Raw genomic sequence first — 26,038 nt, 5'->3', positions numbered from 1 at the left:
AAATTAATACTTTAAAAATAAACCCGGCGATGGAAAACTCAAGTAAATAGGGTTAGATTTACTGAACAAAACATCGTAAATGATATGCACGTCCAATAATATATCAATGCACAAGGATATTTGAGCATGGCTGCTAACCCGTACCAAGTCCCAGTAATACAAACAAGTTATGCCAAGATCTTAGTTCAAATCTTCACTGACTATGGACTCAACTTGCATGAATTGCTTAAAGACTCCGGCTTACCACCAGATCTGATCGAGTCGGAAAGCGATTTCGTACCATCAGAATCTATTAAACGTTTGATTTATTTGACCTCATCTCAACTGGGTGTCTCTCGGTTTACCGATGTCCTTGGTCTCGCATTTAGACGTCGAATAATCCCACATGTCTTGCATCAATTTACCGAGTTTGAAACTATTGGAGATTCGCTCAAACATATCGATAAGATTTTTTCCTACGACTCTCCGGGGAGTAAAGTTGAGTTCATTCAAGAGCATGGTCAAAGCTGGTTTTGCCGAACTGCACCAGAAGATTCATCACCAATGTTCCAATGGGGTGAAGCCTTTGCTGTAACGTATATCGTTGAATTGATGTCAATTTTGACTCAATCACCTTGGCAGCCCAATAAAGTGCGCTTGCAAGGTCACGACATCGATGTAATCAAAACAATCCTTCCAAGCAACTGCCAACTGTTCATCGACCAACCGTCCACTGCCGTACTTATTCCAAATGAGGTTTTGCAACAACCAATACGCTTATCTTCTAAAGATCTAAGCGCAAAACCTGCGCTTATTGAATGGCACACTAGCTTTACTGATAGCGTCTACGAGTTACTCAAGCCCTACATGAAAGAGCAAGACCTCTCACTTGAAGAGGCCGCAGAGCTGCTTAATTTTTCAGTGAGAACGTTTCAACGTAAGCTTAAAAACGAAAATACCACCTACCGAAAGGTCAAAGAGAACCTGATGTTTTCTGTCGCCTGTGAGCTAATGGAAGAAGGTCACACGCTGACTTACATCTCTAGCCAACTGGGTTACACCAACATCTCGCATTTCTCGAGAGCCTTTAAGCGGGTGTCAGGACTTACACCGAAGATTTACCAACGCTCGATATCGTCTTAGATTCTTGTTACATAGATTACCCAAGCACAATCGGAGCTGGGATACCTGAACTAGAGCTACACACCCTATTTCGACCATTCCCTTTGGCACGATAAAGCGCCTTATCCGCACTGCGATAAGTCGCTTCAGCTTGTGCCTGTATTTCAGACACGCCACTGCTCACGGTTAGATTCAAGGTCGTGCCTTTGGTAATCACTTCTTTCAATCGATACATGGCTTCAAACGCTTCTGGCAAATTGGTTTCCGGCATCAAAATGGCAAACTCTTCACCCCCAACTCGAGCCACAATGTCGGTATCTCGACTATTGTTTCTCAATAGGTCTGCAACCTCTTTAAGTGCCGCGTCACCTTGGTCATGGCCATGCTTGTCGTTAATGGATTTAAAATGGTCCAAGTCGATCAAGGCTAAACAAGAATGCGTGTAACCGTAACGCTCGGCTAGGTTTGAATAGTGGTTTAAATCTTTATCGAAACGACGTCGGTTCCAACAGCCTGTGAGGGAGTCTGTTTCCACCAGCATTCTTAATCGGCGCTCTAAGATCTTACGTCGGCTGATATCGGTAAAAGTGACCACGTACTTTTCATTGTGTGGCAGCAATTCGGTAAGCTTTTCGACGACGACGTTGACCGTAAAATGTTCACCAAGTCGGCTGACACCACTCAACTCACCTTTCCATCTGTGATTTTGTTTAAGCGAGCCAGCAATGGTCGATATCAAGCTACTGTTGTTCATAAAACAGAGGTCAGAAATAGGACGAGCTTCAACTTGGTCAAACGCATAACCAGAGACTCTTGAAAACTGCTGATTGACTTGAATTATTCTTAATTGACTGTCGAGGATAATAAAACCGGCGACACCATCAATGATCGCCTCAGACAAGCTGTTCTGGCTTTGGGTCATTTCATGTCGATACAGGCGTGCGGTGATCAGTGTGCTAAGAAGAAACAACGCGCACACAGAAAAAACCATAGCTGCGGTAGAGGCAATGCTCAGCAACCACAAGCTAACTAACGTATTTAGGACAAGTGCAGACACCACGTACATCGGGGCTCTGCGGTCAAAACTTAACTTGTTCATAGTTTGCTCGGGTAATGGGCGGACTAATATGATGGCTAAGTTTTCACTAAGATATTTACCATTTTACGACACATATAAATTCAAATTGTATGAGTACTTTTAAGATCAACAACTTATGCTAGTTATTGAGTAAGAAGAGCAAACTGCCACCACTGAGCGAGCTACCGTAGTTGAAGTTAATCCCAACACCAAAGTTATCAAAAAAATAAGAATCGTAAGGGACATCAAACACTAAGCCTGCACCAAACTCATAGTAATAGTGGGTATCGAGTGGGTCAGTGAGATCCCCTGCCACGTCGATTCTTCTTAGGTTATAGTGAATCTGAGGGTTCTTTAATGACCAAGCATCCAGTGCTACATTCTGTCTAAACTCAACCTCATTGATAAATCGCAAACCTTCAGGGTTACCGATATCGCCATCATTGGCTTCGCCCCAACCAGTACCATAGAAATAACGTGCTCTTGATGAGACATTCCAACTTCCCCACTCTTGTTTCTGCAGGTATTTGAGTTTCACTGACGGCTCACCAATCAATGCCCAAGCCGAAGTGTTCAGCGCGTATCCATCTAGCTGAGATTGGAAGGCTTGTGAGTAGCTGTTTTTATATTCGTATTTATTGCGGTAGTAGAGCAAGTGAGTGCCTAAACCGTAAGCGATAGACCAATGTTGATTGAAATGGCTTTGAGCGCCGAAAAAACCATACAAACCCAATACCGAGTCTTTATTGGGGTTAACTCGACGATCAGATGTAACATCGGATGAAATCTCAATATCTTGCTCAGAGAGCGCATAAGAGCCTCGCACCGACCAAATCAAATCTAGATCAGGATCATCGGTTTTAATCACGGAAGAATAAGGAATAGAACCAACACTCACTTGGCTTCGAGTATCGATGGTTTTATCGGAACCAAAACCACTGTCATTTAGATTGATGAACGAGTTAGGGTCGAAGTCTACAAAACCAATAGAGACGGCATCGCTGTCTGTAAGCGCAATTGAAACGGCGAATATCTTTTCCAAGCGATGTTGAATCGCCTCATTGGACGCATAGGCCGAGGAAGAAATCAGGCCCGTTAAGAGTAAAGCAATAGAAGGGGGATATAACGATTGGGGTGAAAGCATTAAGTTGACTCCATTCAAACTTATGCTTCAAGTGTAATTGGTAATTTCACTATTTCAATCAGATAGTTAATAGTGTGGTTGATACCCCTCTCAGTTCCGTTTGTAAGAGTGTCGCCAAATCTATTGAACCCCAAAGCTCTTCTACGTCTTGGATTCTAAAGTGAATAATCATACCTACCTCTCTTTAAATCATAGACTCATGTCGAGAACTCATTCGAGAACTCATCCGAGAACTCATATTGAATCAATCTTGATCGGGATACTTACCATAATGCGCCACGCGCACTTTAAGAGCTGTTTCGCATCCTGAGAAATAAGCGTTTGAATATCCTATGTTTATCTCCTAAGTTTTTTAGAACCCTTTACTCAGGAAGAAGTAGATGAGCAATATTGAAAAAGTATATGGATTTAATACGCCCCAACGACTCTTTGTCGGCTACACACTTGCGGTACTCGTTGATTTAACCGTTCTCAATTTTTTTGACGAATACTGGGACTTCGTTAATATCGAGTCATTCACCATCTCATTCGCCGCTGCGATTTTGCTACAGCTGTTGCTCAAACTGTCTATCGGCTTGGAACATAAACTTGCGGATTACTTCAAATCTAAACCGGGGACGGCACCTAAAATCTACAGAGGCTTGTCTAGCTACGTAATTCTGGTCGGTTCAAAGTTCGTGATGCTAGAAGCGATCAACATCCTATTTGGCGACAAAGTCGATTTCAGTGGCCCTTGGAACGGTGTGGTCGCCTTCTTTGCCGTAGTGTTTACAATTCTGGTTGCCGAAGTGATTGTTTCTAAAATCTACTTTGCATTGGATGACACGCAGAAGACCGAAAAAGCCTAAGCGCTCGATTAGATTTAACCGAACTAGAAACAAAAAAGTGAGCCACTATGGGCTCACTTTTTACGTTTAGCTTTTAAGTCTAAACAAGATAATGCTTATCGGAATTAGATAAACACTCTCGCTCTAATACCGAATACCAAAGCGCTGCTCTCATTGGAGAACGCAGGATCTTTGATGTACTGAATATCAGGTGTCACTTGGATGAAATCGTTGAGTTGCATGTTGTAGTAGAGTTCTGCTGTAAACTGTTCACCGTCATTACCATACACACCAGTCGAAATGCCTTTTAGAGCGTATTCATTAATTTCTGACCAGTTAACCGCAAAACCAAGGTTGTTCTTTTCGCTTCCTAGGCCAAAATAGCCAACACCGACACTCAATGAGCGTTCATACAAAGCAACATCTCCATCAGAAAAACCACCTCTCACAAACGGCATTACTTGAGGTGTGACAAATTGACTCCACGAGAAGTTAATACCTTTACCAGATTCCCCCCCGCCTGTCGCATCCGACAAGCTATGACGAGTACCACCATCAAAGTGCCACGCTGTAATGTGGAAATTATCAGTGAATATTTGGTCTTGCGATGCTGTCCAACCGAGCTCTAGCGTGGTGAAAAAATCACTCTCATCAAATAATGTATTGAAGCCATCAAAGATATCGTCTGATTTTCCGTTAGCGTCGGCAATACCCGCAATCACATAGTAATTGTCAGTCAGCATATGCCCAGCAGAAAGTGCCAATACACCATCATCAGGTAACCCCATCGCTCCAGCACCCGTTGAAAATGCAAGGTTGCTAAAGCCAGACCATGGGCTCGCGAGTGCGTATGTGTCCACATAGTCAGTAACATCCTGCCATCCCGCGATGACTGAGGTTTTGCCTCCATTGAACTTTTGTTTCCAATGCAAATTGGTGACGCGGAAGCCTTGGTCGCTAAAGGCAGAACCAATCATACCAACATAACCTAACCCTTCTTTAGTACCGTTATTAAACAATCGGTCGGTATCATCAATGAAGGCTAAATTTTTAGGCGCTGAATCAGAGTAAGCATGGCGATGCTCTACTTTCCATACTATTCCGCCTGTATTGCCCGTCTCTTTTCCTACCAAATTCCAAGAGCCATAAAACCTCGCAACACCAGAAGAAGCTTCAACATCGTTCCCCATAGACCCATTGTTAGAGGCTAGACCCAAGACGTTATAATCAGCACCGAATGTGATTCCACTGTCGGCTAATGACTCCCTCCAAGATTTCTTTTGTGCCTTTTGCTCTGCAATCGTATTTTCAACGGAGTCAGGGCCTTCAAAATTGGCCCCGTAAGCCACATTCGTTAACGAACTGTACGCTAGAAAAACAGCAATACTTGTCTTAGATAATCTTGAATTCATCTTGTCACCAATACTTATAAATTTGTTATATTTTATTCAATACCTATCTAGAAAATTGTCATTTGATGACAACCACAAAATTTCTTTCACGACTTTACTTTTAATCATCGCCAGTAACATTTACCAACCACAAATAGGTATCTTTTTGTCAGCATGAATCAAATGAACGGTACATTCCTCATTTACTGAAACTGCAAAAATAAAACCTGTCATTCAATAAGTTAGTAGTGATATTGCCAGTATTCAAGGTAAAAAAAAGACCATTTGGTGACAAATAGTCTTTCGGTAAAAATTACTTAACTTAATTGCAGTGTTCTTTGCGGTACTGTCTTGGCGTCATGTTCATCTGTCGTTTAAAGGCTCGGGTAAAGTGGGAAGAATCGGAATAACCCATCTTCGCACCTACTTGTGTGATCGATAGATCTGACTGCTTAAGTAATTCTAAAACCTGCTCCAGAACCATCTCTTCAATCAAGGCTTTGTACACCACCCCTTCATTTTCCAAACGACGCTGAATCGTTCTGACATGGATATTCAAAATCTCTGAAGCCAAGCTAATTGGGAGTTTTCCCATGGTGAGGTAAGGCTTTATCACTAACTTGAAGGCATTAAGAAATGAACTAGGCAAAGGGGCTTTTGGTTCTAGTGCCTGGGCTACCTTTGGCAAGACAATTGGTTCAAGCATGATCTCTTCTGGGATTTCAAACGCCGTAACTGGCCTATGCGTGTAAAACTGAGCACCACCCATTTGCGGCAAAGATTGGAAGCATTCAAGGTCATCACTCTGAATACCGACCTCCGATGGCTGCCAGCGACCTTGTGTTAATACTGAAAGCAACTCGTTGATAAAAATAACCGAGAACAGTTCAGCGAACTTGAACCAAGGCGCGTTAGTAAACGGCTTCTCGCGAACAAACCACCATTTACCACCAGAATGTTTGGTGTAAAGATTTGCGCCATTCGAGACTTGCTTTAATTGCTCAGAAAATTGGTCAAGCGCACTCTTTAGCGAATCCTGATTAGTCAGTTTAGCGACGAACCTTGGCACATAGGTTTGTTTGCAAAAGCTCCATATAAACAACGCAAACTCTTCTCGTGACGCCGACTCACCCATAATATTGACCACATTTTTAATGGTAGTCTCAGGGAGGTATTCGTAATGGTCGCTACTGGTGAGAATATCATTGGGGATTTTGGCACTGCGTAACAAGGTATAGATCTCACCGTCGATATGTTTGAACAGTTCCGCAAACAGCTCGACTTCTTTCTTATCTACAACCGTCATTTGAAGGGTATTGGACATCCTTTCCTCTTAATCTGTTCTTTCACGAACTCAAACTATCACCTTATTTAAGATAGCAGAATAAATGACGAGTGACCTAGGCTTACTAACCGAATACCTCCGCTAAAATAACGAATAAACAATCGGTTAGTAGCCAAACTAGCGTTTACTGACTTGGCAGATTACTGAACTGCTAGATCCGATCTGCGTACCCAGAATGCACGCACATGATCGTAAACCAGATTAAACACAAACGCGTAAATGGTAATAAAAATGGTCACGCCGATGTCCATTAAAAATGCCTGCCAAATCCCCACGTCAAGTAAGTAAGCCATGACAGGAATTGTTGCTATGAGCAAACCGGTTTCAAATAACACAACGTGAAACACTCGTAATTTCAATGAACGCTCTGATTTCTCTCCGGTGAAGTAGCGATCAAAAATGCGATTAAAGCAGTAGTTCCAAACCATCGCGATGGTAGCAACAACTATCATGGTTCCTGATAAGGCACTCACATCGTGATCGGTAAATATCGCTAAGCCGATTATTGAAAGCGTTACGGCCAAAACTTCGAATAACACTGAGTGAAACACTCTTTCTAAGGTACTCATACATTCCTCTAAATAATCTAGTATGTGTTGGATTAGCTAGGATTATGTCATCCGAAATAATAAGAGAAAGTTAACAGCCATCACGAATAGTGATAGCCTAAACGTTATCACCCTTATTTGATATTGAGCGAGAGATAGCATGTACAGTTTTGAGCAACTAAAAGTCTTCGTCACTGTGTGTGAAAGTGGTTCTTTTTCGGCGGCCGCACGCAAGCTAAAACGCGCTCAATCCGGGGTCAGTCAGTCGATCGCCAACCTAGAAATTGCCATCGACCAAGAGTTGTTCAACAGAGAGAAGAACATCCCCGTTTTAACCTCCACAGGTAAAGCGTTATTGCCTGTCGCCAAGTCGATTCTCGACCAGCAAAAGTACTTCGACCAAAAAGTAGAATCGCTGACCCAAGAAGATGAACACGAACTGATCGTTGCGGTTGATGAAAGCATCATAGACAAGAGTTTCATTAAGATAATCAGTTCCCTAGCCGATCAATTCCCAATCACACACTTCGATATTATTACCACCTCAACCTTTGATGTTGAGGACCTAGTGAGACGTGGTAAAGCTCAGATTGGTATCATCTACGCGGACGGAGAACTTAAGGTAGACATGGATTTCTTCTTGCTGGGTCAAGCTCGCTTCCTAACGGTCTGTTCAGCCACTCACGAACTCAGCCAAATGTCCGTAGTACAAGACTCAGACCTCAAGCGTTATCGCCAATGTGTGCATCGCAGTTCAAAACAACGCGAACTGTGGTTTACCTACGGTATTAGCTCGATGCTTTGGTATGCGAATAATCACAAGACCATTATTGATCTCGTTGAACAGAACGTAGGTTGGGCAAATGTACCCGAAATGATGGTGATGGAAGGCATTCAAAAAGGCGACCTTGTGGCGCTACCTGTCTCACACGAGCATGGTGGTTGGATTACTCCTGTTGGTTGCTTAGTATCACGAAGCCACATTAATGGACCTGTGCTGACCAGTTTAATTGAGAAACTCGAAGGCTATTCACTGCAATACAATCAATGGCAGCCTAACTAGCTTTACTCTACCTTGCAACTCAATATCGGTAGTACGTACTACCGTATTTTGACTCATTTCACCGATAAATATCTTTGTCGTCTGGACAAAACACCCTAGTTGATGTCGCAAACTGACCTAACTACACTGCGATCCCAACGGATTTGTCTTTTCAAAAAAATATAGACAGACCCAAATCGCTCTTTAATACCACTGACCTAACTTCAAATCTCCCACATGAGTGCTCTGCATCGCAGCCACTTATGACAGCTTCAGATAGATCACTTTTTGAATTTAATTCGCCCCAGTTTATGAGCGCTATTTGAGTGCTTTTCTATATCTAAATGAACCTTTTGGAAAATTTGTCGTGAACGTTTTAAGAAATATTTGCCCTGAGAAAATGGGTAAAGAGCGTAACAAACGAGAGTATGATTTACGCGTACTTAATTGTGTCAGTGAAAGCGAATATGAATCGCGTATGGCGGTTTGGAATAGTCTAGCGTTAACTGCTACTCCGTCTGCTTCGGAAACAAAAGGCTTTATTGATGAGGCTTTCAACAAACTTCAGCAAGACCTGAAAGAAGCTAGCCGTGAGTTGTCGATTAACTACACAGACTTCATCGCAATGGCGCATGAAGAGATCAACTACATTAAGGTGTTTGTTGCTGATAAAACCGCACAATACGGTTGGTACGCTGCGATCGTTCTTATGATCATCGGCACCGTTGCTCTTTGCATTCAGTAAGTTAGACCACACCTTTTACTGGCTACTGCATCGAGTGCTTTAATGCGCTCTAACTAGAAAACAAGTGACGAGTCTCATTTGTTTTCTAGTCTATTACCCCATCACGCTCCCATTAGAGATAGCAAGTCCTGCGTCGCTTGTTTTGGGCTTTCAGCATGACATATCGCAGACACCAAAGCCAATCCATGGATACCAGTCTTAACCAACTGCGGGATGTTCGACTCGTTGATGCCACCAATACCGACAATCGGCAATTTTGTGGTTTCCAACGCCATTTGAATGCCTTCGTAGCCCCAGTGTTTTTTAAGGTTTGTCTTGGTCGGTGTTGCGAAAAGCGCACTAAGGCCAATGTAATCGATCGGCAAGCTATCAGCTTCTTGTAACTGCTGTTCAGTCTCAATCGATAACCCAAGAATCTTATCCGCGCCAATCAGCTTGCGTGCTAACACGGCAGGCATATCCGATTGCCCCAAGTGCAAACCATCAGCGTCAACGGCCAGTGCCACATCGACTCGATCATTAATGATCAACGGCACACCAGTTCCAGCTAAAACCGATTTAACGGCTTGTGCACGCTCAATGAAGGCTCTTACGTCCCCATGTTTTTCTCTTACTTGAACCATAGTGACGCCACCAGCAACCGCCTGTTCAACCACGAACTTTAGCGTTTCTAAATCTTGTTGGTCGTCTGTCACCAGATAAAGTTTATAAGGGTTCATATCGTACCTTTGGAGTCGGTGTCTAAAATTGGCGTTGTACCATTTTACCGACAAATCGCATCATGTGCATGGAAGTTAATACTAAATTAGCTCAATTACACACGCACCATCAAATACGCAACTCGTTGAAACCGTACCAAAAAACCTGGATTTTTTAACTAAAGCGTTACTTATTACACAAAGTATTCACTTCAAGCATGCCCAGAACGCTGTTTTATGAAATACTCCTCTTTGAAGGAATCAGGTAAATATAGGGATAGTTATGCGCCACCTTTCTATAGCGCTCAAGATTAAGCTGGGTTATGCCATCTGCTTGCTCTTTTTCGTCATTTCAGGCTTTGTGAGTTACAAAGGTATCCAAACCTTGTCGAACGGCTTCAGCCAATACAGTGAACTCAGCCATAAAGCGACACTCTCAGGCAACATTCAAGTGCACTTTCTTCAGATGCGTTTAGCCTCTGAACGTTACTTAGAGTCATTGGATGAACAGTACGAAACGAATTATCAATCAAGTAAACTCGCGATTGATGATCTGCTCAAAAACTTAATCCAATCCGCCACAAAAACCGATAGCCTAGCTAGCTTGCAGCTCGTGCAAGACAGCGTGGCGGCCTTTGATGTGGCTTATGGATCAATGAAACAAAGTGAGATCCTCATTGACCAACTGGTAAACGTTGAGATGGTCAAACGCGAAACCAACGCACTGAAAGCTGCTCAAAGCTTGTTGTATGAGTCATACAATAACAATGATCCAAACGCGAGCTTATACGCGGGTATGTTGATGGAGAACTTCCTCGCAGCCAAGATCACCGTACTCAGTTACTCAAACAACAACGACCTCAAAACCTATGAAACGGGTAAAGATATCTTTGAATACGCGCTACCGGGTATTGAAGGAGATATTGAGTCTCTCAAATCATCGCCTTATCAAAGTGAGCTGATTGAAGACTTCTCGAACCAACGTGAAGCGTATGCAAAGGGCTTTGAGCAAGTTCATCAGCAGATGATTGAGAACACTCAAAGAACCGCTACCCTCGCCTCAATTGGTGACAGCTTAGCGATCGCGGTCGCGGATGCTCAGAGTATTCTCGAACAACAAAAGCAAGCACTTACACCAGTACTGCAAGCCAGTGAAAAACGTTCGATTCAGATCATCATATTGCTGACGGGTGTCGCTTTGGTTATCGGCATGACAAGCGCTGTGTTGGTGACTCGCTCTATCACCAAAGGTATCGCACAAGTTAAACAGATCACCAACGAGCTTTCTCAAGGCAACCTGAATGTTGAGGTGAATATCGAGAGCAAGAACGAGATTGGCGAGCTACTAACGAACATGGAGATCACCATTGAATCTCTGCGCGATATCGTAGGACAAGTGAACCGCTCTAGTGTGCGCATTGGTGAGATGTCTGAGTCGCTTAACCAAGTAACTAATAACAGCTCGACCAACGCGACCCAGTTGAACAGCGAAATGATGAACATCTCATCCGCGGTTGACCAACTGGCTTCAAGCACATCAGAAATTGCTTCGAGTGCTAACCACGCCTCTCAAGTGGCGAACCAAGCCACCGAGAACGTCGCAATGGGATTGAAAGAAGTAGACAAAACACTGCATGAGATTGGCAGCGCCGATGAAAGCATGCAGGTCAGCAGCCAAAAAGTGACTGACCTACACAAAGAGTCGATGAACATTGGTGCCATTCTTGAAGTAATCAAGGGCGTATCAGAGCAAACCAACCTACTGGCATTGAATGCGGCTATTGAAGCTGCGCGTGCAGGTGAGCAAGGTCGCGGATTTGCTGTAGTAGCAGATGAAGTAAGAACGCTCGCTAAACGCACCCAAGACTCTGCTAGCCAGATTGATGAACTTATCACCTCGCTACAACGTGGTGCTAAAGATGCCTTAGAATCTATTAAGGTCAGCCACAGTACGGTTTCCGATGCTTCAACTCAGGCACAACAAGCTTCTCAGAACTTGCATGTAATTAACCAACACATCCAAGATTTGAATCAGGCCAACAGCCAAATAGCAATATCGGTTGATGAGCAAGATTGCTTAACCAAATCACTGGGTGAAAATGCGCAAGGTGCAAACACCATCGCACAAAGTAACCAAGACTCGGTCAGCAGTATTTCTGGCGCAGCAAGTGACTTAACTGAGGTTGCTCATCACCTAGAGAGCCAAGTAAATCGATTTAGAACTTAGCTAAACCAGCCTTAACACAACTGGCGTAGTTCCGAATCAGAATAGAAAGCCCCCTACACATAAGTGTCGGGGGCTTTTCTTTAAGTTAAGAGCTATAAGTTAAGCTCTTGTAGCTAGATTGAGCTTACTGAATCTTCAAACGTTGAATCAGAGTTTTTTCGTCTAACTGATATAGCTCATCGAGCAAGTTCATTTGTAAGCTACCTGGGCCACGTGAGTTCTCAGCCGCGATTTCACCAACCACGCCTAATACCGCCGCTGCTGCCAAACCACTTTCATCACCAACAGCTGCAAATGCGCCCGTCAATGCGGTTAAGGTACAACCCATGCCTGTCACATACGGCATCATTGGGTGTCCATTATTTAAGGTCACCACGCTGTCTTTGGTGACAACGTAATCTGTCTCACCAGAAATCACCACATTTGCACCGTATTCAGCCACTAAACACTGTGCAGCGCCTAGTGCCGCATCACTGCTATCTAGCGCATCAACGCCTTTGCTCTGCGCCTGCTCACCCGCTAGTGCGATAATCTCAGACGCGTTACCACGAATAATCAACTTATCCGCTAAACGTGCGATTTCACGAGAAGTCTCGGTACGCAGCGTACTTGCGCCACAACCCACAGGATCAAGAACCACCACCTTGTTGTTCGCATTCGCTTGTTCAACAGCAAAGCACATTCTTGGCGTCCAAACGCTGTCGAGCGTACCGATATTAATCACCAAAGCGCCTGAGAAAGACATCATCTCTGCCAGCTCTTGTTGCGAGTGCGCCATAATGGGCGAAGCGCCAATCGCCAATAACGCATTGGCCGTGTTGTTCATCACTACATAGTTGGTGATGTTCACAACCAACGGTTTTTGCTCTCGTACTGTGCGTAGCGATTGGATGATTTGTTCAGTTAGCATAGGTTAATCCTTATTCGTGAAAGTCGCTTTACGCCGCTGGTGAGTCATTAAGTGCATTCAGACCTTGCTGCCAGAACGCCACTTCCATACGCGTTGCGGTTTTGAAGATATGAACAATGTTCTGACCGAGTTCACTGTTGATATCAATTTCAGAAAGCAGCTGATTGAAATATTCCGCGCCCGTTGCCACGCCAGACTGGAACTCTTCACCACCGTAAAGCTGTAACCAGCTCGCGTATGGATTGCCTTCCAAAACAGTATCACTGCTTTCTAAAAGCGCTTTACCAATCACAGCATAACCAATTGAACACGGAGCCAATGCTGCATAGAGATCGACAAGATCACCTGTCATACCCGCATCTAGAACGTAGCGCGTGTAAGCAACTGTGCCGAAATCTTCAGGTTCGTTTTCTAAATCAGATTCCGTTAAACCCCACTGACCACAGTAAGTCACATGGTGTGAAATTTCAGAATCTAATAGAGCATGAACGCTTGGCAGTGCACGGCGCATATCTGCCAAGGTTTTCGCCTTGTAAATTGCCAATGCATAAGCGCGAGCATACTGCTTCAAAAACAGAAAATCTTGCTTCAAGTAATGCAGAAAACACGGCTGAGCGAGAGTACCGTTTGCCAGCGTTTTAACAAAATCATGCTCGGTGTAGTCTTGCCAATCTTGCTGACAGGCTTGGATTAAGTCTTGGTATTTCATGAGATTCCTTAGTCAAAAGTCGGTACGTAATCAGCGGCTTTTGGTAGTGATTTGATAATGCCTTTGTCGAACATGAACTGTGCGTAATCATCGTAACGCTTCATATCGACTGCTGAAGGGCGAAGTGCAAAACGAGTCAGTGTGTCGTTCCATGCGCGTTGGTTAAGTTCGTTGTTCAACGTATCTGGTGAATACGCCACAAACTCACTCCATGAATCTTGTGGGTGGTTCACAATGTAAGTGGTTGCTTGCTCAAGTGCTTTGTTGAACGCTTTGATGGCTTCGTCGTCGTGTTTCTTTGCGTTCGCCACAAAAATCAGCTCATCGTAAGCTGGCACACCGTGCTCTTCAGGGAAGAAAGCTTTTGCTTTAAAACCTTCAAGCGCTAATTGATTCGTTTCGAAGTTACGTAATCCACCCCAGATTGCGTCTACCTTGCCCGATGCCAGTGAAGACGACAGTGCCCAACCTACGTTGATGGTTTGCACGTCAGTAAACTCAACGTTTTCTTGAGCCAGCATAGTGCCGATCGTCGCTTCTTCGTTACCCGCGATCGCGATACCAATCTTCTTACCTTTCAGATCCGCTAACGAATCGTTCTTGCCGTTATCCAACACCATTAGTGTGTTCAGTGGTGTCGCGATAAGGGTTGATGCACGAACCAGAGGTAGTCCTGCCGCCACATCCATGGTTAAACTTGGTTGGTAAGTGACTGCGAGGTCAACTTTACCTGCCGCAACCAATTTTGCAGGTGTGCTTGGGTCAGCTGGCTCTTGGATTTCAACCTCTAAGCCTTGGTCAGCAAAGTAACCACGCTCTTGTGCAATCACAATTGGGCCGTGGTTCGGGTTCACAAACCAATCCAACATCAGTGTCAGTTTCTTTTGTTCAGAATCCGCGAATGCATGACCTGAAACTAGCGAAGCAAGCAGTGCCACTGCACCTACCAATTTGGTATTTTTCATAGTTAACCTTTCCTTTTGAATATTATTATTGTGTTTATCGATCTAATTTTTGACGAGGTTTGTTTAGATAAATAGCCTTGTGAGCGAAGCTTTATTAAACAAAGAGTTATTGAGCGAACCATCACTGGTTCTCCCAAGGGATAGCTTTTTTGAGTAACTTATCTGTGATGAAGTAAAGCGAGATAGAGAGCACCGCCAAGATAAACAAGGCCGCAAACATCTCATCAATGATCATGCGCGCGTTGGCTTGCAACATTAAGTAACCTAGCCCTTCACTCGAACCTACCCACTCGCCGACAACCGCACCAATCGGGGCAATAACCACAGCAACACGAATGCCAGACGCCAGTGTTGGCAGTGCAGCAGGCAGTTGGATATGACGAAGCAGCTGCCATTTCGATGCACCCATCGTCTTAGCGAGATCAAGGTAACCTGTCGGTGTATTACGCAAGCCGTCATAGCAGCAAGTCGTCACCGGGAAGAAAATAATGATCGCCGCCATGACGACTTTTGAGGCTATGCCATAGCCAAGCCACAGCATCAGTACTGGCGCAATCGCAAATACAGGAATCGCTTGGCTGGCAATTAAGATAGGCAATAGCCAACGTTTCAATGGATCAAACATCAACATCTGCAAGGCGAAAAACAGCCCCATAGACAAGCCCAGTAACAGCCCAAGTAAGATCTCTTGCGCTGTCACCCAAGTGTGTTTGAGTAACACGTCATAGCGTTCAATAAGCTTGAGGAAGACCTCAGCAGGCGCCGGCAGAATGAAGCTTGGCATCTCGAAGATAACCACCACCATTTGCCACAAACCAAGAATCACAGCACTGCTGATAAGCAAACGCATCACGGGGTTCATCTGACGAAGATGTGTTGTGCTAGCTTGCGTGTTAGCTGAACGAGCCACAGCTTCACTTCGCGTTAGATCATTCATAATCACGCTCCAACTGGTCTAAGATCGCTTGTTGCAACTCGGCACATTCACCATCTAGCACTCGTGGCGTTGAGGTGTGAGGCACAGATAAAGAGTGAGCACTCGCAGGTATGCCTTGCAACACATACAAGTTATCCGCCAAACGCACCGCTTCCTGTGGATCATGGGTAATCAACACAACGGTTTTATCTCTTAACAGTTCACACGCTAAGCTCTGTAACTTATGTCTTGTTACCGCATCCAGCGCTGAGAAAGGTTCATCCATCAGTACGACTGGCTTGTCTTGCATTAAGGTGCGAGCCAAAGCAACACGCTGGCGCATACCACCAGACAACTGATCCGGCATGGTAAATGCGTAATCAGCCAAACCAACCGAAGCTAGCAACTCCAATGCTTGGTGAGTTTGAGCTTGTTTATTGGATGATTGGCTTAGATGCTTATCTGCGGAATTTTGAAAGCGATGGCTCAGACACACATTGTCGATAACCGACAACCACGGCAGTAGTAAATCTTGCTGCGCCATGTATGCGATGCGATCGGTGAGAGGCAGTTCATCAGACGTTGCCAATGTGCCCTGCCATTCAACTTTGTCATCGAGTAAACCTGCTAGGTATCGCAATACCGTGGTTTTCCCGCAACCGCTGCGACCAAGCAGCACAGTCCACTTGCCTGCTTTTAAGCTCAGTGACAGCCCTGATAAGGTTGCATGTTCACTATCGCGATAACGCAAGGTGGCATTGCTGAGTTGAACCCCAACCGTATCAACGAACATTACCGTGTCCAGCGAAGAAGTGATTTACCGGGCCATGACCTTGACCGACTTGCAACTCATCAGCATGAGCAATCGCGCGTGAAATGTATTGTTTACCTAGGTCGACAGCCTCTGGAAGCGTGTTGCCTTGAGCCAAGAAAGAAGCAATCGCTGATGAAAGCGTACAACCCGTGCCATGGGTGTTTTTGGTAGGAAAACGCTTCGCGCTAATCAAAGCAGACGTGGTTGGTAAAATCAGTAAGTCGTTACTGTTTTCATCTTTCTCCAAGTGACCGCCTTTTAGTAGGACGGCTTTTGCACCTAAAGCGCGCAGGTCTTCAATCATGCCCTGCATTTCCGCTTCGCTTTCAGGGACGGCTTTGCCTGTAAGTGCTGCGCCTTCTGGTAAGTTAGGCGTAATGATGTCAGCTAACGGAATCAATTCTTGTTTTAGCGTGGTGATAGCCGAGTTTTCTAGAAGAAGATCGCCACTGGTTGCCACCATTACAGGGTCGATCACTAAGTGTTTAGGTTGGTATTGTTTGATTTTGTCCGCGACAACTTTGATGATTTGCGAATCCGCCAACATGCCGACCTTTACCGCAACGATGTTCAAATCAGTAAACACTGCGTCTAGCTGGCTAGCCACATGCTCAAGTGGGATTGGAAAAATGGCTGACACGCCTTGGGTGTTCTGGGATGTAATCGCGGTAATTACCGAACAAGCGAAACTACCGGTTGCCGACATGGCCTTAATATCAGCTTGAATGCCCGCGCCGCCGCCGCTGTCAGAACCCGCAATGGTCAAAACAATCGGAGTATTGATCGAAGAAGATTGGTTTTCTGGTGTTTGAGTGCTGCTAGGTGATACTTGAGAATTGGAATGCTGTGTCATGGTCGCTCCTACTGTCTAAAAGACGTAAGAGAACCGAACTTTCGCCGCAAAGAGAGTGTGGAGGTGAAACCAATGAGAGATCATTGTTGAACCACGTAGGCAAAGTAATCATAGTTCCCTACGCCAGTGTTAACTGAATCAGGTTCAACGGGTCTCGAATAACGATCTCAGCAAACACCAACTAAGGTATATGCCCCCCGACTATTGATAACGATAGTAACAGCACTCTCGCAACTGAGATACTCATTTTATTCAATTATAAGATTCACACATGAATTTAATTCAATTAATCTTGCTTTAACAAATACTTATAACGGCTTTTTAGCTGGCTGAGATTGGATGAATAAACACATCACTATCAAGAACATACCTAGCCATCCAACCAATGGAATAAGCTCACCCACAATACACACGGCCAATACGGCGGCAACAACTGGCTCAAGCAAGGTAATCAAGTTTGCGCTACTTGCTGTGACATGGCGTAGCCCAAAACTGAAGGCGATATAACCCAAACATTGAGGAAGTAACACCAAGTAACTCACCACTAATATGTTGGTATTCGATGCGAATAGGTTATCCCCTGTAAACCATAGCGTTGGCAGCAACAACATCGCTCCCAACCCAAATATGCTGCCCATTACCGCTTGCGACTTAATGCCTTCGTCTATCAGAGCTTTTGTCGCCCACGAATAAATGGCGTAACACAACCCAGCAACTAGCCCCAATCCAATGCCCAAAAGCTTCAGAGCATCACCAGAAGCACTCACTGATGATGATTCTGAAAATACCAGTAGCCCAATACCAACGACTCCAATGGCAAAGCTCGTGAGCCAGCGCTTGTTGATATTATTCTTTTTGCTAATAAGACACTCTAAAAGAGCAGAAAAGAAAGGCGCAGTAGCAATCGACACCACCGTACCCATTGCGACACCCGATAACTTCATTGAAGAGTAAAAAGCCAGAGGATAGATCGCCAAAGCCAATGCACTCGCCGCTAACAGCTTTTTGTTGAGCAAAAGCTTATCAAGTGAAGATAAGATCTTTCGATACGCCAAGACCGCTTGCATTAAGCCGCCTACACCCATCGAAAATGCGCCAATCGCTAATGGACTGAGATCAGGTGCAAAGCTTGCTGCCGTGCCCGTCGTGCCCCATAAAACAGAAGCAAACACAATGGCTAAAGTGCCTGTTTGGAATTCGTTAACGCGATTGATGGCAAGATTCATTACTATTACCTAGTTTATTTTCATTTCTGAAATAGATAATAGTGAACATAAACTAAGTTGAGTTTGCCAAAAGGACGCTATTCTTGTTTTGAAAGACTCTCTTTCATCGAGCCCAAAAACGCCCTTGGAGACATGCCAAAGTGCTGAGAGAAACGACGACTGAATGCAGATAGGTCGCTATAACCCACATTTTCTGCGACCAATTGAACGGGTAAATCGGTATGACTTAGCAAGGCTTGAGCCTTCTCCATACGATAGCGAGTGATGTACTTAAGCGCACTGATTCCAATGCACTCTTTAAAGCGTTTTTTAAATTGAGTAGGACTTAAACAGGCCGTTTCTGCAAGTTGAGAAATCGAGAGAGGTTGGGCGTAATTATCCGCAATGAGCCTTTGCACCGCTCGAATACGAGGGTCGATACTCTTGCTTACTTCTTGTTGCTCTAACAGCAGTGAAAACACATCCAAGATAGTTGATTCAATGCCACTGTCGACTTGATATTCCAGCTGCTTCTCAACAAATAACAAGAAGCTCATCAAAGGCGGCGTTATCGTGAAAACCGAAAGCTCATGCTCTAACAAGTGCTGCGGTAACTCCATCATATCCGCAACAATAAACCGCGCCGCTTCATCCGCTTTAAACGCATGCGCTGTCGTTACCGGAATCACCACACATTCGCCCACGGCCACTTTACCGACATATCCCACCATTTCGATATTAATACTGCCTTGGATCGGCAATACCAATTGATGATGGTCATCATGTGCATGGGTATTAAATTGCTTGGTGTAAGATCGAATACTTAAGCTAGATTTCATGAGCAACGCCGGAGTACATTTCGCTAGGTTAGAGTAAGAGACACAACGTTACATTATCACTTCCCTAGAGGCACACTCAATGCTCATCAAATACATGCTAGCTACGTAATCAAAAACGGCCTCCAAATGAGAGGCCGTATTTATTAGAATGGTAAATCACGTCAAAGATTTAAAACGATACTTGGCTATCCTGACCGACCACTACCTGAACACTATTTTGAACATCAAAGATTTCAAAACCATCAGCAACCGGATCAGCATTGTCTTCATCACTGTCATGTTGTGCAGTACAGGTATAGCCTAACGAATACGTACCTGGATCAATGAAGCCCAGAGAAAATTCATAGTTCGTCTGTGCTTGATTCATTGCTACTGACGCTGAAGTGATCGGTTTCACTTCATCACTACCGCCAATCGGAGCCATGTCAGGCTTATCGACATTACCTTCATACAAGTACACCGACTGAGCAAATGTATTGTCACCACCGTTACAAGTGTCATAAGTAGAAAGAGCAACAGTGCCTTCAATATTTCCTGTCTCAACCGTATTGATAAGGCTTACAGACGTTCTTTGAATGGTGTAATCAGGGAAAGTCGAACTGTTCTTTAGGCCACGTCGAAGATCGAACTCGACAACAAAGTCGTTACTTTGTTGGTTCACATTAAATGAGTTATTAAAGTAAAGCACGCCAGCGTTATCTTCTTTACCCACACCTTGCGGGCACGCACCTTCACCTTTCACCGTTAACTCACGAGTCGTATCATCGTTTTCTACCACGTAAGATGGATCTGTTGGGTGATCGCCATCATTCGCAAACACACACAACTTATAACTGCCTACCGGAATTACCTCATTTTCAATCAAAGGGAGCGCATCGCTGCCTTGGTAATCCAATAAGTTAACACTTAACGGAATAGGATCCGCACCATCGGGTAATGGATCGCCATTTTCATCAACATAGTCACCGTTTTCATCCGTTTTATAGACGTCATATACCAATGGAGAACCTCCCTGTTGGGGAAGTAAAGCAACCTTACTGAATGTCACAGTGACGTCTTTAACATCATCAATGGGCGCATCACTCACGCTCAAGGTAATTGGTGTCGTACTGCTTGATGATCCTGAATCACCACCACAACCAACAAGCCCAGCCAGCACAAGGCTTGCTAAAGCGGTTTCCTTTAAATACTTCATAACTCATTTCCTATAAAATCACTGCTCAATAAAGGACTTACTTAAGTGCCCTTTTATTCATAGCCTTGTTGTGAGCTCTAGATTGACAACGGTATGGATCTATCACGCACCTCCAATTATTTGGGGCTACTGCTCGTCCATCATCGCTGTTCAAATAGGTGCACATATCAAGTCGCGCATAGGTTAATTAAGTCTAGTAAGTAATTTGTCAATACGCTCACGAAATTGGTAAAGGCTCTGTCAAATGTATTCAAAGTACCTTAGCCATCAAGTAAAAAGCCAAAGAACATGAGTACTTTGGCTTGAGGTTCATTCGAATAAAGAGACTATTCGATAGTTCGAATTTCTATGGCGAATATACCGTGAACCGGGATCATCTCTTTGTATTCGTGAAAGCTGTAGAGAAGCTCAACGCCCTCATCAATTGAATCACTCAAATTAGATAACACTCCTAGCCCCTCTGCCATCAATAACGCTCTAGGATCAGGGAAATGTCTTACGTCCAATATTTCGACAGTCAGCGCATTTGGCTGAATCACATCTAAACCAACAAACGGTGGGCCTGATATCACTTGAAAAACAATGTGGTCTCCTTTATTCAACTGGTCATATTGAATGGCTTCATAACTGTTATTTGTTCTTATCTCAACACGCTTAGCGCCACTCTTTATTGCGTCTAGTGGTCGTTGATAGATTTCCAGCTTGTAAGAATTCATAAGCCCTCTTTTGCGAATGTTATATTTAAACTTGTTCAATCATGTCAATCACTGTTGTTAAGATAGCGATAAACACGCCCTGTCATTTAGCTTAGTTCACGCACTTTAATTGAACGCCAAGATCAAAAAAGCCGTTTAAGTATTGATACTCAAACGGCTTTTTATTGGAGTCTAATTCACGATCTCAAGAACAGTTAACCGAATCGGCTATCGCTCCCTAACAAAATCGCTCATTCACACTCTATTATTTTTGAAGTTGCTCTTTAGCGGCTTCAACCTTAGAAAAATCTAGGCCAAGCTCTTCAACTGCTTCTTTGATTAGCGCAGGGTTTTGCATTACCTGCCCCATCAGCATTTGAAGTTTATCTTGTGGTAAACCAAGTTGGCTGATCGTCGCCATTGCTGCAAGAGGGTTCTCTGTCAACGTTTTGAATAGCTCGCTGATCTGCTCGTCGCTAATATTGTTCTCTTTCAACATTGCTAAAATCGGGTTCATTTTTTTGCCTTTGAAACACTAAATTAAGTAGGAGCACAGCATACCATCTAGCCGTGCTCGATTGTACTAGCAACTTATACTTTGCCTACCGTGAAGTAACCTAAAGCCTAGCGAGACTCTAATGGGTAAGAGCGATAGCTCCACATACCATACGTTCTAAGAGCGTCACGGTAGATACCTAGTAGCTCTCCATCACTTGCTTTCTTAAGTTCTGAAAGTGGCTTGTCTGGGTAAGAAACCGTATCGAAAGTAATGCCCTGAGGGCCGGTTTGCCAGCTTGCCACTTCAAACAAAGTTTGACCACGGCGAACGTGGCTTGCCGAACTGATAATGGTCGCGTGCTTAATATCATGACGAGCAAGTGCATAGCTACTGAATAAGGCATTGCCTACCGTGCTGGTCGCATAATTCTCTTCAATGATGCGATCTTTACTTACCCCTTTCTCGATAAGCCAGTCCGCCATCAACTTGCCTTCAGTCTTGTGGTTCTTCGGCACGCCACCCGTTAACACGATCACCGCATCCGGATTCGCTTTAGCCATCGCCAATGTTGTTTCAAGACGTTCAATCAAGATCTGATGCATTGAGCCGTCTGGATTAAGCGCGTAACCCAAAGTAACGATCGCGCCATGGTCATCAAGCAGACCTTTGTCCGCAGACTCTTTCAGTGGTGTCTCTAAAACCCGATCGACCGTAGCAAAAATACGTTTGATGTCCTCTGCTTTGCCTTTGTTCAGACTTTCCAGTTTCTCCATGTGCTTATTGGATTCACTTTCATTGCCTTCAAATCGCTGCCAAACCGCAAGGTAAGCGTGAAGGTCAACATCGTCTGGGGCAACCGTCAGCGCTTGCTCAAACAACTCAATAGCGCGCTCTGCATTCTTGTTGTAGATCTGAGCGTTTGCTGCCGAGATAAGCAAATCGGTACGGTAAGGCTCTAGCTGATAAGCTTCTAACAATCGGTTGGTCACAATTTCCATGTTGCTTGGCATTTTAGCCGTGAAACCCGCGTGAGAAATTCTTGCCGGAGACTTAAACGCCTGCAACGCATCAAGAAGTAGTTGGTCGACAACTTGTCGCTTAGTCACCAACTGCGCGTAATCCGCTGAAGCTTGTACTGCACCATCGTTAGCAGCAAAAGAATAAGGTGTTGCGCCAAAAGCAAGCATGCCACCAAGAGCGAGGGCGATAATGTTCTTTTTCATGGAAAGATCCTGTGTCGTTAAGTGTTCACATCAGATTTGCTCACCAATGTAAGTCCCTAAGATTAAAAAACCGTGAAGTACACCTGAATCTCCAACGTTTATATTCATTTGTGGCATAAGGTGTGGCAGTAGATCACGATTTTGAACTTACCAGTAAGCCTGTGTATCCAGATAATTCTGGTTTTAACCAGTTCTCAACGTTTTTGTTGGAATATCTATCCGCGGATTTCATACGCCTATCCCACCAAAAACCCCCCATCACAAAGCCAAACTCCACATAAAACGACGAATCAAAAAAGCTACTTTAAGCTCTTTTTTTCAACAGCTTAAAATCCAACACACTGAATCGCTCGATTCCATTCTCGCTCTAATAAAGAAGTTTTAAGCACATAGATTTAAAACACGCATCAGCCGATTTTCAAATAAATTAAAATCAATTATTGAACGATCGTTCAAGTGATGCTTTAATGAATTACCAATACAAGGAGTTACCCCATGCTTAAGTTCTATTTTCACCAAACACCCAACCCAATGAAGATCGCTCTGTTTCTAGAAGAGACAGGCCTAGATTTTGAACTCGTTCCTGTTGATACTTTAAAAGGCGAACAACACACGCCGGAATATCGCTTAATAAATCCAAATGGAAAAACGCCAGCGATTGAAGACGAAGGACAACGCGTGTTCGATTCGAACGCTATCCTTCTGTATCTCTCAGAGAAAACAGGCAAGCTTGGTGGTCAGCCAGAAGACAGAGCCGAACTGCTCTCTTGGATGATGTTTATTGCGAGTGGCCTTGGCCCATACTCCGGCCAATCGGTACACTTCCACCATGCTGCGCCAGCAGGCCTAGACTACGCAGTAAACCGTTACCTACGTGAAGCGCAACGTCATTACGAAGTGCTAGAAAAGTATATGGAAGGCCGTGAGTTTATCGTCGGTAATGAGTACACCATTGTCGATGTAGCCGCATGGGGCTGGATTGATAAAGCACCTGTCGTGCTTGGTGAAGAAGGCCTAGAACCTTACCCGAACTTGAAGCGCTGGTTTAACGCCATCAACACTCGCCCAGCCGCACTGCGTGCCCGCGAAACCGGCAAAGATATTGAATTTAAAACCGAACGTGATGAAGAAGCGAAACGTGCACTGTTCCCGTCTAACTTTCCAATCAACGAATAATTCAGCATAACGACGGTACTGTTATCTGCTTCTAGATATTTATATCTAAGATAAAACGTGCCTTGTTGATTACTTTGTTCGTCACAAAGCAGATAAAGTTTACGATGTAGGCGAAGTCACTAAACGATCCTCATAGTAACAACACTCAAACAGCAGACTTAATGCCTGCTGTTTGAGTGTTGTTATTGCTAATAATCGCTCCTCGCCTGTAGATATATCTATCTCGCTCCTTTATGACACCCTGCACCCTATAAGCCATACCGCGCGCAAAGATCAAATCACCGCAATCAAATCTAGTCATAAATCTTCATGTCATCAAATGGCAATTATCAAACCTTGATTACTGGCAACATTACTCCTAAGTTTATGAATGTTAGTCATTTAAAACGGATATTTTCTGAATAACTAACTTCGTAACACTAGTTTAGTAAGGATTGTTACGCGATGCGGATACCCCGCCACGCACGGAAATTATAGGTACCATAATGAAACATAAGAGTCTTAAACTGTCAGTTGTCGCAATATCATGCTCACTCGCCTTTTCAGCGAATGCCGCGTCTACCCTTTTTACCAATGTTGACATCTTTAATGGAACTGAAAACAAGCTCTATGAAGACCACAATGTACTCGTGGTTGATAACAAAATAGAGAAGATATCTAAATCTGCAATTGACGCAGCTGATGCAACTGTCGTGGATGGACAAGGTAAAACGATGATTCCTGGGCTTATCGACATGCACTCTCACTTGTGTATCCAAGAAGGCATGTTAGTAGGTAAGCAGGGATATGATCAAATGGCAATGGGTGCCAGAACCTACGTTTCAATGAATCAATATCTAGAACAAGGCTTTACGACGGCTCGTGATGCTGGCTGTAATATCTTGGGTGTGGCAAAAGCGGTTAATAATGGATTGATTGATGGACCTAGAATCTACCCATCAGGCGGCTTCCTAAGCCAAACAGGCGGCCATGCTGACACAGGTAACTTTAATGACCAGCCAGGAGCTGTTGATGATCTTGAGCGCCATGGTTTTGGTTATATCGTTGATGGTAAAACGGAAGTCCGTCGCGCCGCACGCCAGAACCTAAGAGCTGGTGCTACCCAAATTAAAGTCATGGCAGGTGGCGGTGTTGCTAGTGAATTTGACCCTATCCACATGACCCAAATGTCGGTAGAAGAGCTAGAGACAGCGGTAGAAGTTGCTAAAGATTACGGCACTTATGTAACCGTACACGCGTATCACGATCGCTCAGTTAACCGTGCTATCGACGCAGGTGTTCGTACTATCGAGCACAATTTCTTGGTATCGGAAGATACAATCAAACGTATGAAAAAAGAAGGCGTTGCACTATCAGCGCAAGCGGTGATGTCACTTAAAGCTTTTGCTGATCCAGAATCAATCACTTTCTTTAGTCCAGACCAGAAAGCAAAAGCTTCTAAAGTTTACGAAGGTGCATTACAGATGTTCAAGTGGGCTAAGAAGCACGACATTCTTGTAGTAACCGGCGGTGATATGTTTGGGCCTGCCTATAACATGGCACAAGCAGAGAACATGACCTACATGCAAAAAGCAGGATTCACGCCATTTGATATCATGAAAATGGGAACCTCTAATGCGGCTGAAGTATTAAGCTGGAGTGGTGGTATGAACCCTTATAAATATGGCTCATTAGGTAAGATTGAAGCAGGAGCTTATGCCGACTTGATTCTTGTTGATGGTAATCCACTTGATGACATTGAAATTCTGAATCAATACGAAGAGAAATTCCAATACATCATGAAAGACGGGAAAGTTTACAAAGACACCCTATAACAAAACTAGGGCAAGTTGAACGACTTGCCCTCATTCCCTCAAATCCACGTTAACTCTTATTTTCTATGGTTGTTCAGAA

Annotated in this window: 25 protein-coding genes and 1 riboswitch; of the genes, 7 read left to right on the top strand and 18 right to left on the bottom strand. The window is 44.1% G+C overall.

Annotated features, from left to right (window positions below; genetic code table 11):
• The first annotated feature begins 126 nt into the window (after positions 1–126).
• Complete coding sequence (locus OCV56_RS24545) at positions 127–1,122, top strand: helix-turn-helix domain-containing protein (RefSeq protein WP_086712096.1); 996 nt, start codon at positions 127–129, stop codon at positions 1,120–1,122.
• A gap of 16 nt (positions 1,123–1,138) precedes the next feature.
• On the opposite strand, the gene OCV56_RS24540 is transcribed toward OCV56_RS24545, so the two are convergent.
• Both OCV56_RS24540 and OCV56_RS24535 read right to left on the bottom strand, forming a co-directional pair.
• Complete coding sequence (locus OCV56_RS24540; protein ID WP_086712097.1) at positions 1,139–2,200, bottom strand: sensor domain-containing diguanylate cyclase; 1,062 nt, start codon at positions 2,198–2,200, stop codon at positions 1,139–1,141.
• A 118-nt stretch (positions 2,201–2,318) separates the two neighbouring features.
• Positions 2,319–3,323: a Solitary outer membrane autotransporter beta-barrel domain gene (locus OCV56_RS24535; protein WP_086712098.1), complete on the bottom strand. Its 1,005-nt coding sequence runs from the start codon at positions 3,321–3,323 to the stop codon at positions 2,319–2,321.
• A 380-nt stretch (positions 3,324–3,703) separates the two neighbouring features.
• On the opposite strand from OCV56_RS24535, the gene OCV56_RS24530 reads away from it, so the two are divergent.
• Complete coding sequence (locus OCV56_RS24530; RefSeq protein WP_086712099.1) at positions 3,704–4,171, top strand: hypothetical protein; 468 nt, start codon at positions 3,704–3,706, stop codon at positions 4,169–4,171.
• Positions 4,172–4,275: 104 nt separating this feature from the next.
• Here OCV56_RS24530 and OCV56_RS24525 read toward each other — a convergent pair whose 3' ends face one another.
• From OCV56_RS24525 to OCV56_RS24515, 3 genes are all read right to left on the bottom strand, one after another.
• The gene (locus tag OCV56_RS24525) at positions 4,276–5,562 is read right to left on the bottom strand and encodes a carbohydrate porin (RefSeq protein WP_086712100.1); all 1,287 of its coding nucleotides are present in this window, start codon (positions 5,560–5,562) and stop codon (positions 4,276–4,278) included.
• Between the two features lie 301 nt (positions 5,563–5,863).
• Positions 5,864–6,847: a helix-turn-helix domain-containing protein gene (locus OCV56_RS24520; protein ID WP_086712154.1), complete on the bottom strand. Its 984-nt coding sequence runs from the start codon at positions 6,845–6,847 to the stop codon at positions 5,864–5,866.
• Between the two features lie 179 nt (positions 6,848–7,026).
• Entirely contained in the window at positions 7,027–7,455 is a 429-nt protein-coding gene (locus tag OCV56_RS24515) for a PACE efflux transporter (protein WP_086712101.1), read from the bottom strand.
• 139 nt (positions 7,456–7,594) lie between these two features.
• Here OCV56_RS24515 and OCV56_RS24510 point away from each other — a divergent pair, with 139 nt between their 5' ends.
• Together OCV56_RS24510 and OCV56_RS24505 are read left to right on the top strand one after the other, a co-directional pair.
• On the top strand, positions 7,595–8,497 hold the full coding sequence (locus tag OCV56_RS24510; RefSeq protein WP_086712102.1) for a LysR family transcriptional regulator: 903 nt from the start codon (positions 7,595–7,597) through the stop codon (positions 8,495–8,497).
• Positions 8,498–8,876: 379 nt separating this feature from the next.
• On the top strand, positions 8,877–9,221 hold the full coding sequence (locus OCV56_RS24505) for a thiamine-phosphate diphosphorylase (protein WP_086712103.1): 345 nt from the start codon (positions 8,877–8,879) through the stop codon (positions 9,219–9,221).
• A 101-nt stretch (positions 9,222–9,322) separates the two neighbouring features.
• On the opposite strand, the gene thiE is transcribed toward OCV56_RS24505, so the two are convergent.
• Positions 9,323–9,940, bottom strand: a complete 618-nt coding sequence (gene thiE / locus OCV56_RS24500; protein ID WP_086712104.1) for a thiamine phosphate synthase — start codon at positions 9,938–9,940, stop codon at positions 9,323–9,325.
• 262 nt (positions 9,941–10,202) lie between these two features.
• Between thiE and OCV56_RS24495 the strand changes: the two genes are divergently transcribed.
• Complete coding sequence (locus tag OCV56_RS24495) at positions 10,203–12,146, top strand: methyl-accepting chemotaxis protein (RefSeq protein WP_086712105.1); 1,944 nt, start codon at positions 10,203–10,205, stop codon at positions 12,144–12,146.
• Between the two features lie 124 nt (positions 12,147–12,270).
• On the opposite strand, the gene thiM is transcribed toward OCV56_RS24495, so the two are convergent.
• The 12 genes from thiM to OCV56_RS24435 all read right to left on the bottom strand — a co-directional run bounded on the left by thiM (position 12,271) and on the right by OCV56_RS24435 (position 22,969).
• Positions 12,271–13,056 carry a hydroxyethylthiazole kinase gene (gene thiM / locus OCV56_RS24490; protein WP_086712106.1) on the bottom strand — a complete coding sequence of 262 codons (786 nt, stop codon included), beginning with the start codon at positions 13,054–13,056 and terminating at the stop codon, positions 12,271–12,273.
• A gap of 28 nt (positions 13,057–13,084) precedes the next feature.
• A complete protein-coding gene (gene tenA / locus OCV56_RS24485; protein WP_086712107.1) occupies positions 13,085–13,765 on the bottom strand; it encodes a thiaminase II in 681 nt (226 codons plus the stop codon).
• 8 nt (positions 13,766–13,773) lie between these two features.
• Positions 13,774–14,730, bottom strand: a complete 957-nt coding sequence (locus OCV56_RS24480) for an ABC transporter substrate-binding protein (RefSeq protein ID WP_086712108.1) — start codon at positions 14,728–14,730, stop codon at positions 13,774–13,776.
• A 121-nt stretch (positions 14,731–14,851) separates the two neighbouring features.
• On the bottom strand, positions 14,852–15,667 hold the full coding sequence (locus OCV56_RS24475) for an ABC transporter permease (RefSeq protein ID WP_086712109.1): 816 nt from the start codon (positions 15,665–15,667) through the stop codon (positions 14,852–14,854).
• On the bottom strand, positions 15,660–16,439 hold the full coding sequence (locus OCV56_RS24470) for an ABC transporter ATP-binding protein (RefSeq protein ID WP_086712110.1): 780 nt from the start codon (positions 16,437–16,439) through the stop codon (positions 15,660–15,662). The genes OCV56_RS24475 and OCV56_RS24470 overlap by 8 nt, the downstream gene beginning before the upstream one ends.
• Positions 16,429–17,313 (bottom strand): bifunctional hydroxymethylpyrimidine kinase/phosphomethylpyrimidine kinase, encoded by an 885-nt coding sequence (gene thiD / locus OCV56_RS24465; RefSeq protein ID WP_167373146.1) that lies wholly within the window; start codon positions 17,311–17,313, stop codon positions 16,429–16,431. The genes OCV56_RS24470 and thiD overlap by 11 nt, the downstream gene beginning before the upstream one ends.
• 98 nt (positions 17,314–17,411) lie before the next feature.
• Positions 17,412–17,523: riboswitch (TPP riboswitch) on the bottom strand.
• Between the two features lie 98 nt (positions 17,524–17,621).
• Positions 17,622–18,539, bottom strand: a complete 918-nt coding sequence (locus OCV56_RS24460; RefSeq protein ID WP_086712111.1) for a DMT family transporter — start codon at positions 18,537–18,539, stop codon at positions 17,622–17,624.
• Between the two features lie 77 nt (positions 18,540–18,616).
• A complete protein-coding gene (locus tag OCV56_RS24455; protein WP_086712112.1) occupies positions 18,617–19,357 on the bottom strand; it encodes a helix-turn-helix domain-containing protein in 741 nt (246 codons plus the stop codon).
• A gap of 169 nt (positions 19,358–19,526) precedes the next feature.
• Positions 19,527–20,552 carry a DUF4382 domain-containing protein gene (locus OCV56_RS24450; RefSeq protein ID WP_086712113.1) on the bottom strand — a complete coding sequence of 342 codons (1,026 nt, stop codon included), beginning with the start codon at positions 20,550–20,552 and terminating at the stop codon, positions 19,527–19,529.
• A gap of 326 nt (positions 20,553–20,878) precedes the next feature.
• A complete protein-coding gene (locus tag OCV56_RS24445) occupies positions 20,879–21,268 on the bottom strand; it encodes an ASCH domain-containing protein (RefSeq protein ID WP_086712114.1) in 390 nt (129 codons plus the stop codon).
• Between the two features lie 244 nt (positions 21,269–21,512).
• Entirely contained in the window at positions 21,513–21,764 is a 252-nt protein-coding gene (locus OCV56_RS24440; RefSeq protein ID WP_004731647.1) for a DUF2999 family protein, read from the bottom strand.
• A 107-nt stretch (positions 21,765–21,871) separates the two neighbouring features.
• Entirely contained in the window at positions 21,872–22,969 is a 1,098-nt protein-coding gene (locus OCV56_RS24435; RefSeq protein ID WP_086712115.1) for a YdcF family protein, read from the bottom strand.
• Positions 22,970–23,464: 495 nt separating this feature from the next.
• Here OCV56_RS24435 and OCV56_RS24430 point away from each other — a divergent pair, with 495 nt between their 5' ends.
• Both OCV56_RS24430 and OCV56_RS24425 read left to right on the top strand, forming a co-directional pair.
• A complete protein-coding gene (locus tag OCV56_RS24430) occupies positions 23,465–24,145 on the top strand; it encodes a glutathione S-transferase family protein (protein WP_086712116.1) in 681 nt (226 codons plus the stop codon).
• Positions 24,146–24,630: 485 nt separating this feature from the next.
• On the top strand, positions 24,631–25,959 hold the full coding sequence (locus OCV56_RS24425) for a metal-dependent hydrolase family protein (protein WP_086712117.1): 1,329 nt from the start codon (positions 24,631–24,633) through the stop codon (positions 25,957–25,959).
• The last annotated feature ends 79 nt before the right edge of the window (positions 25,960–26,038 follow it).

It is taken from the genome of Vibrio gigantis (genome assembly GCF_024347515.1).
GTDB classification, from domain to species: Bacteria; Pseudomonadota; Gammaproteobacteria; order Enterobacterales; family Vibrionaceae; genus Vibrio; species Vibrio gigantis.
The sequence above is the reverse complement of the archived record's forward strand: the minus strand, read 5'-3'. Positions and strand labels throughout refer to the sequence as shown.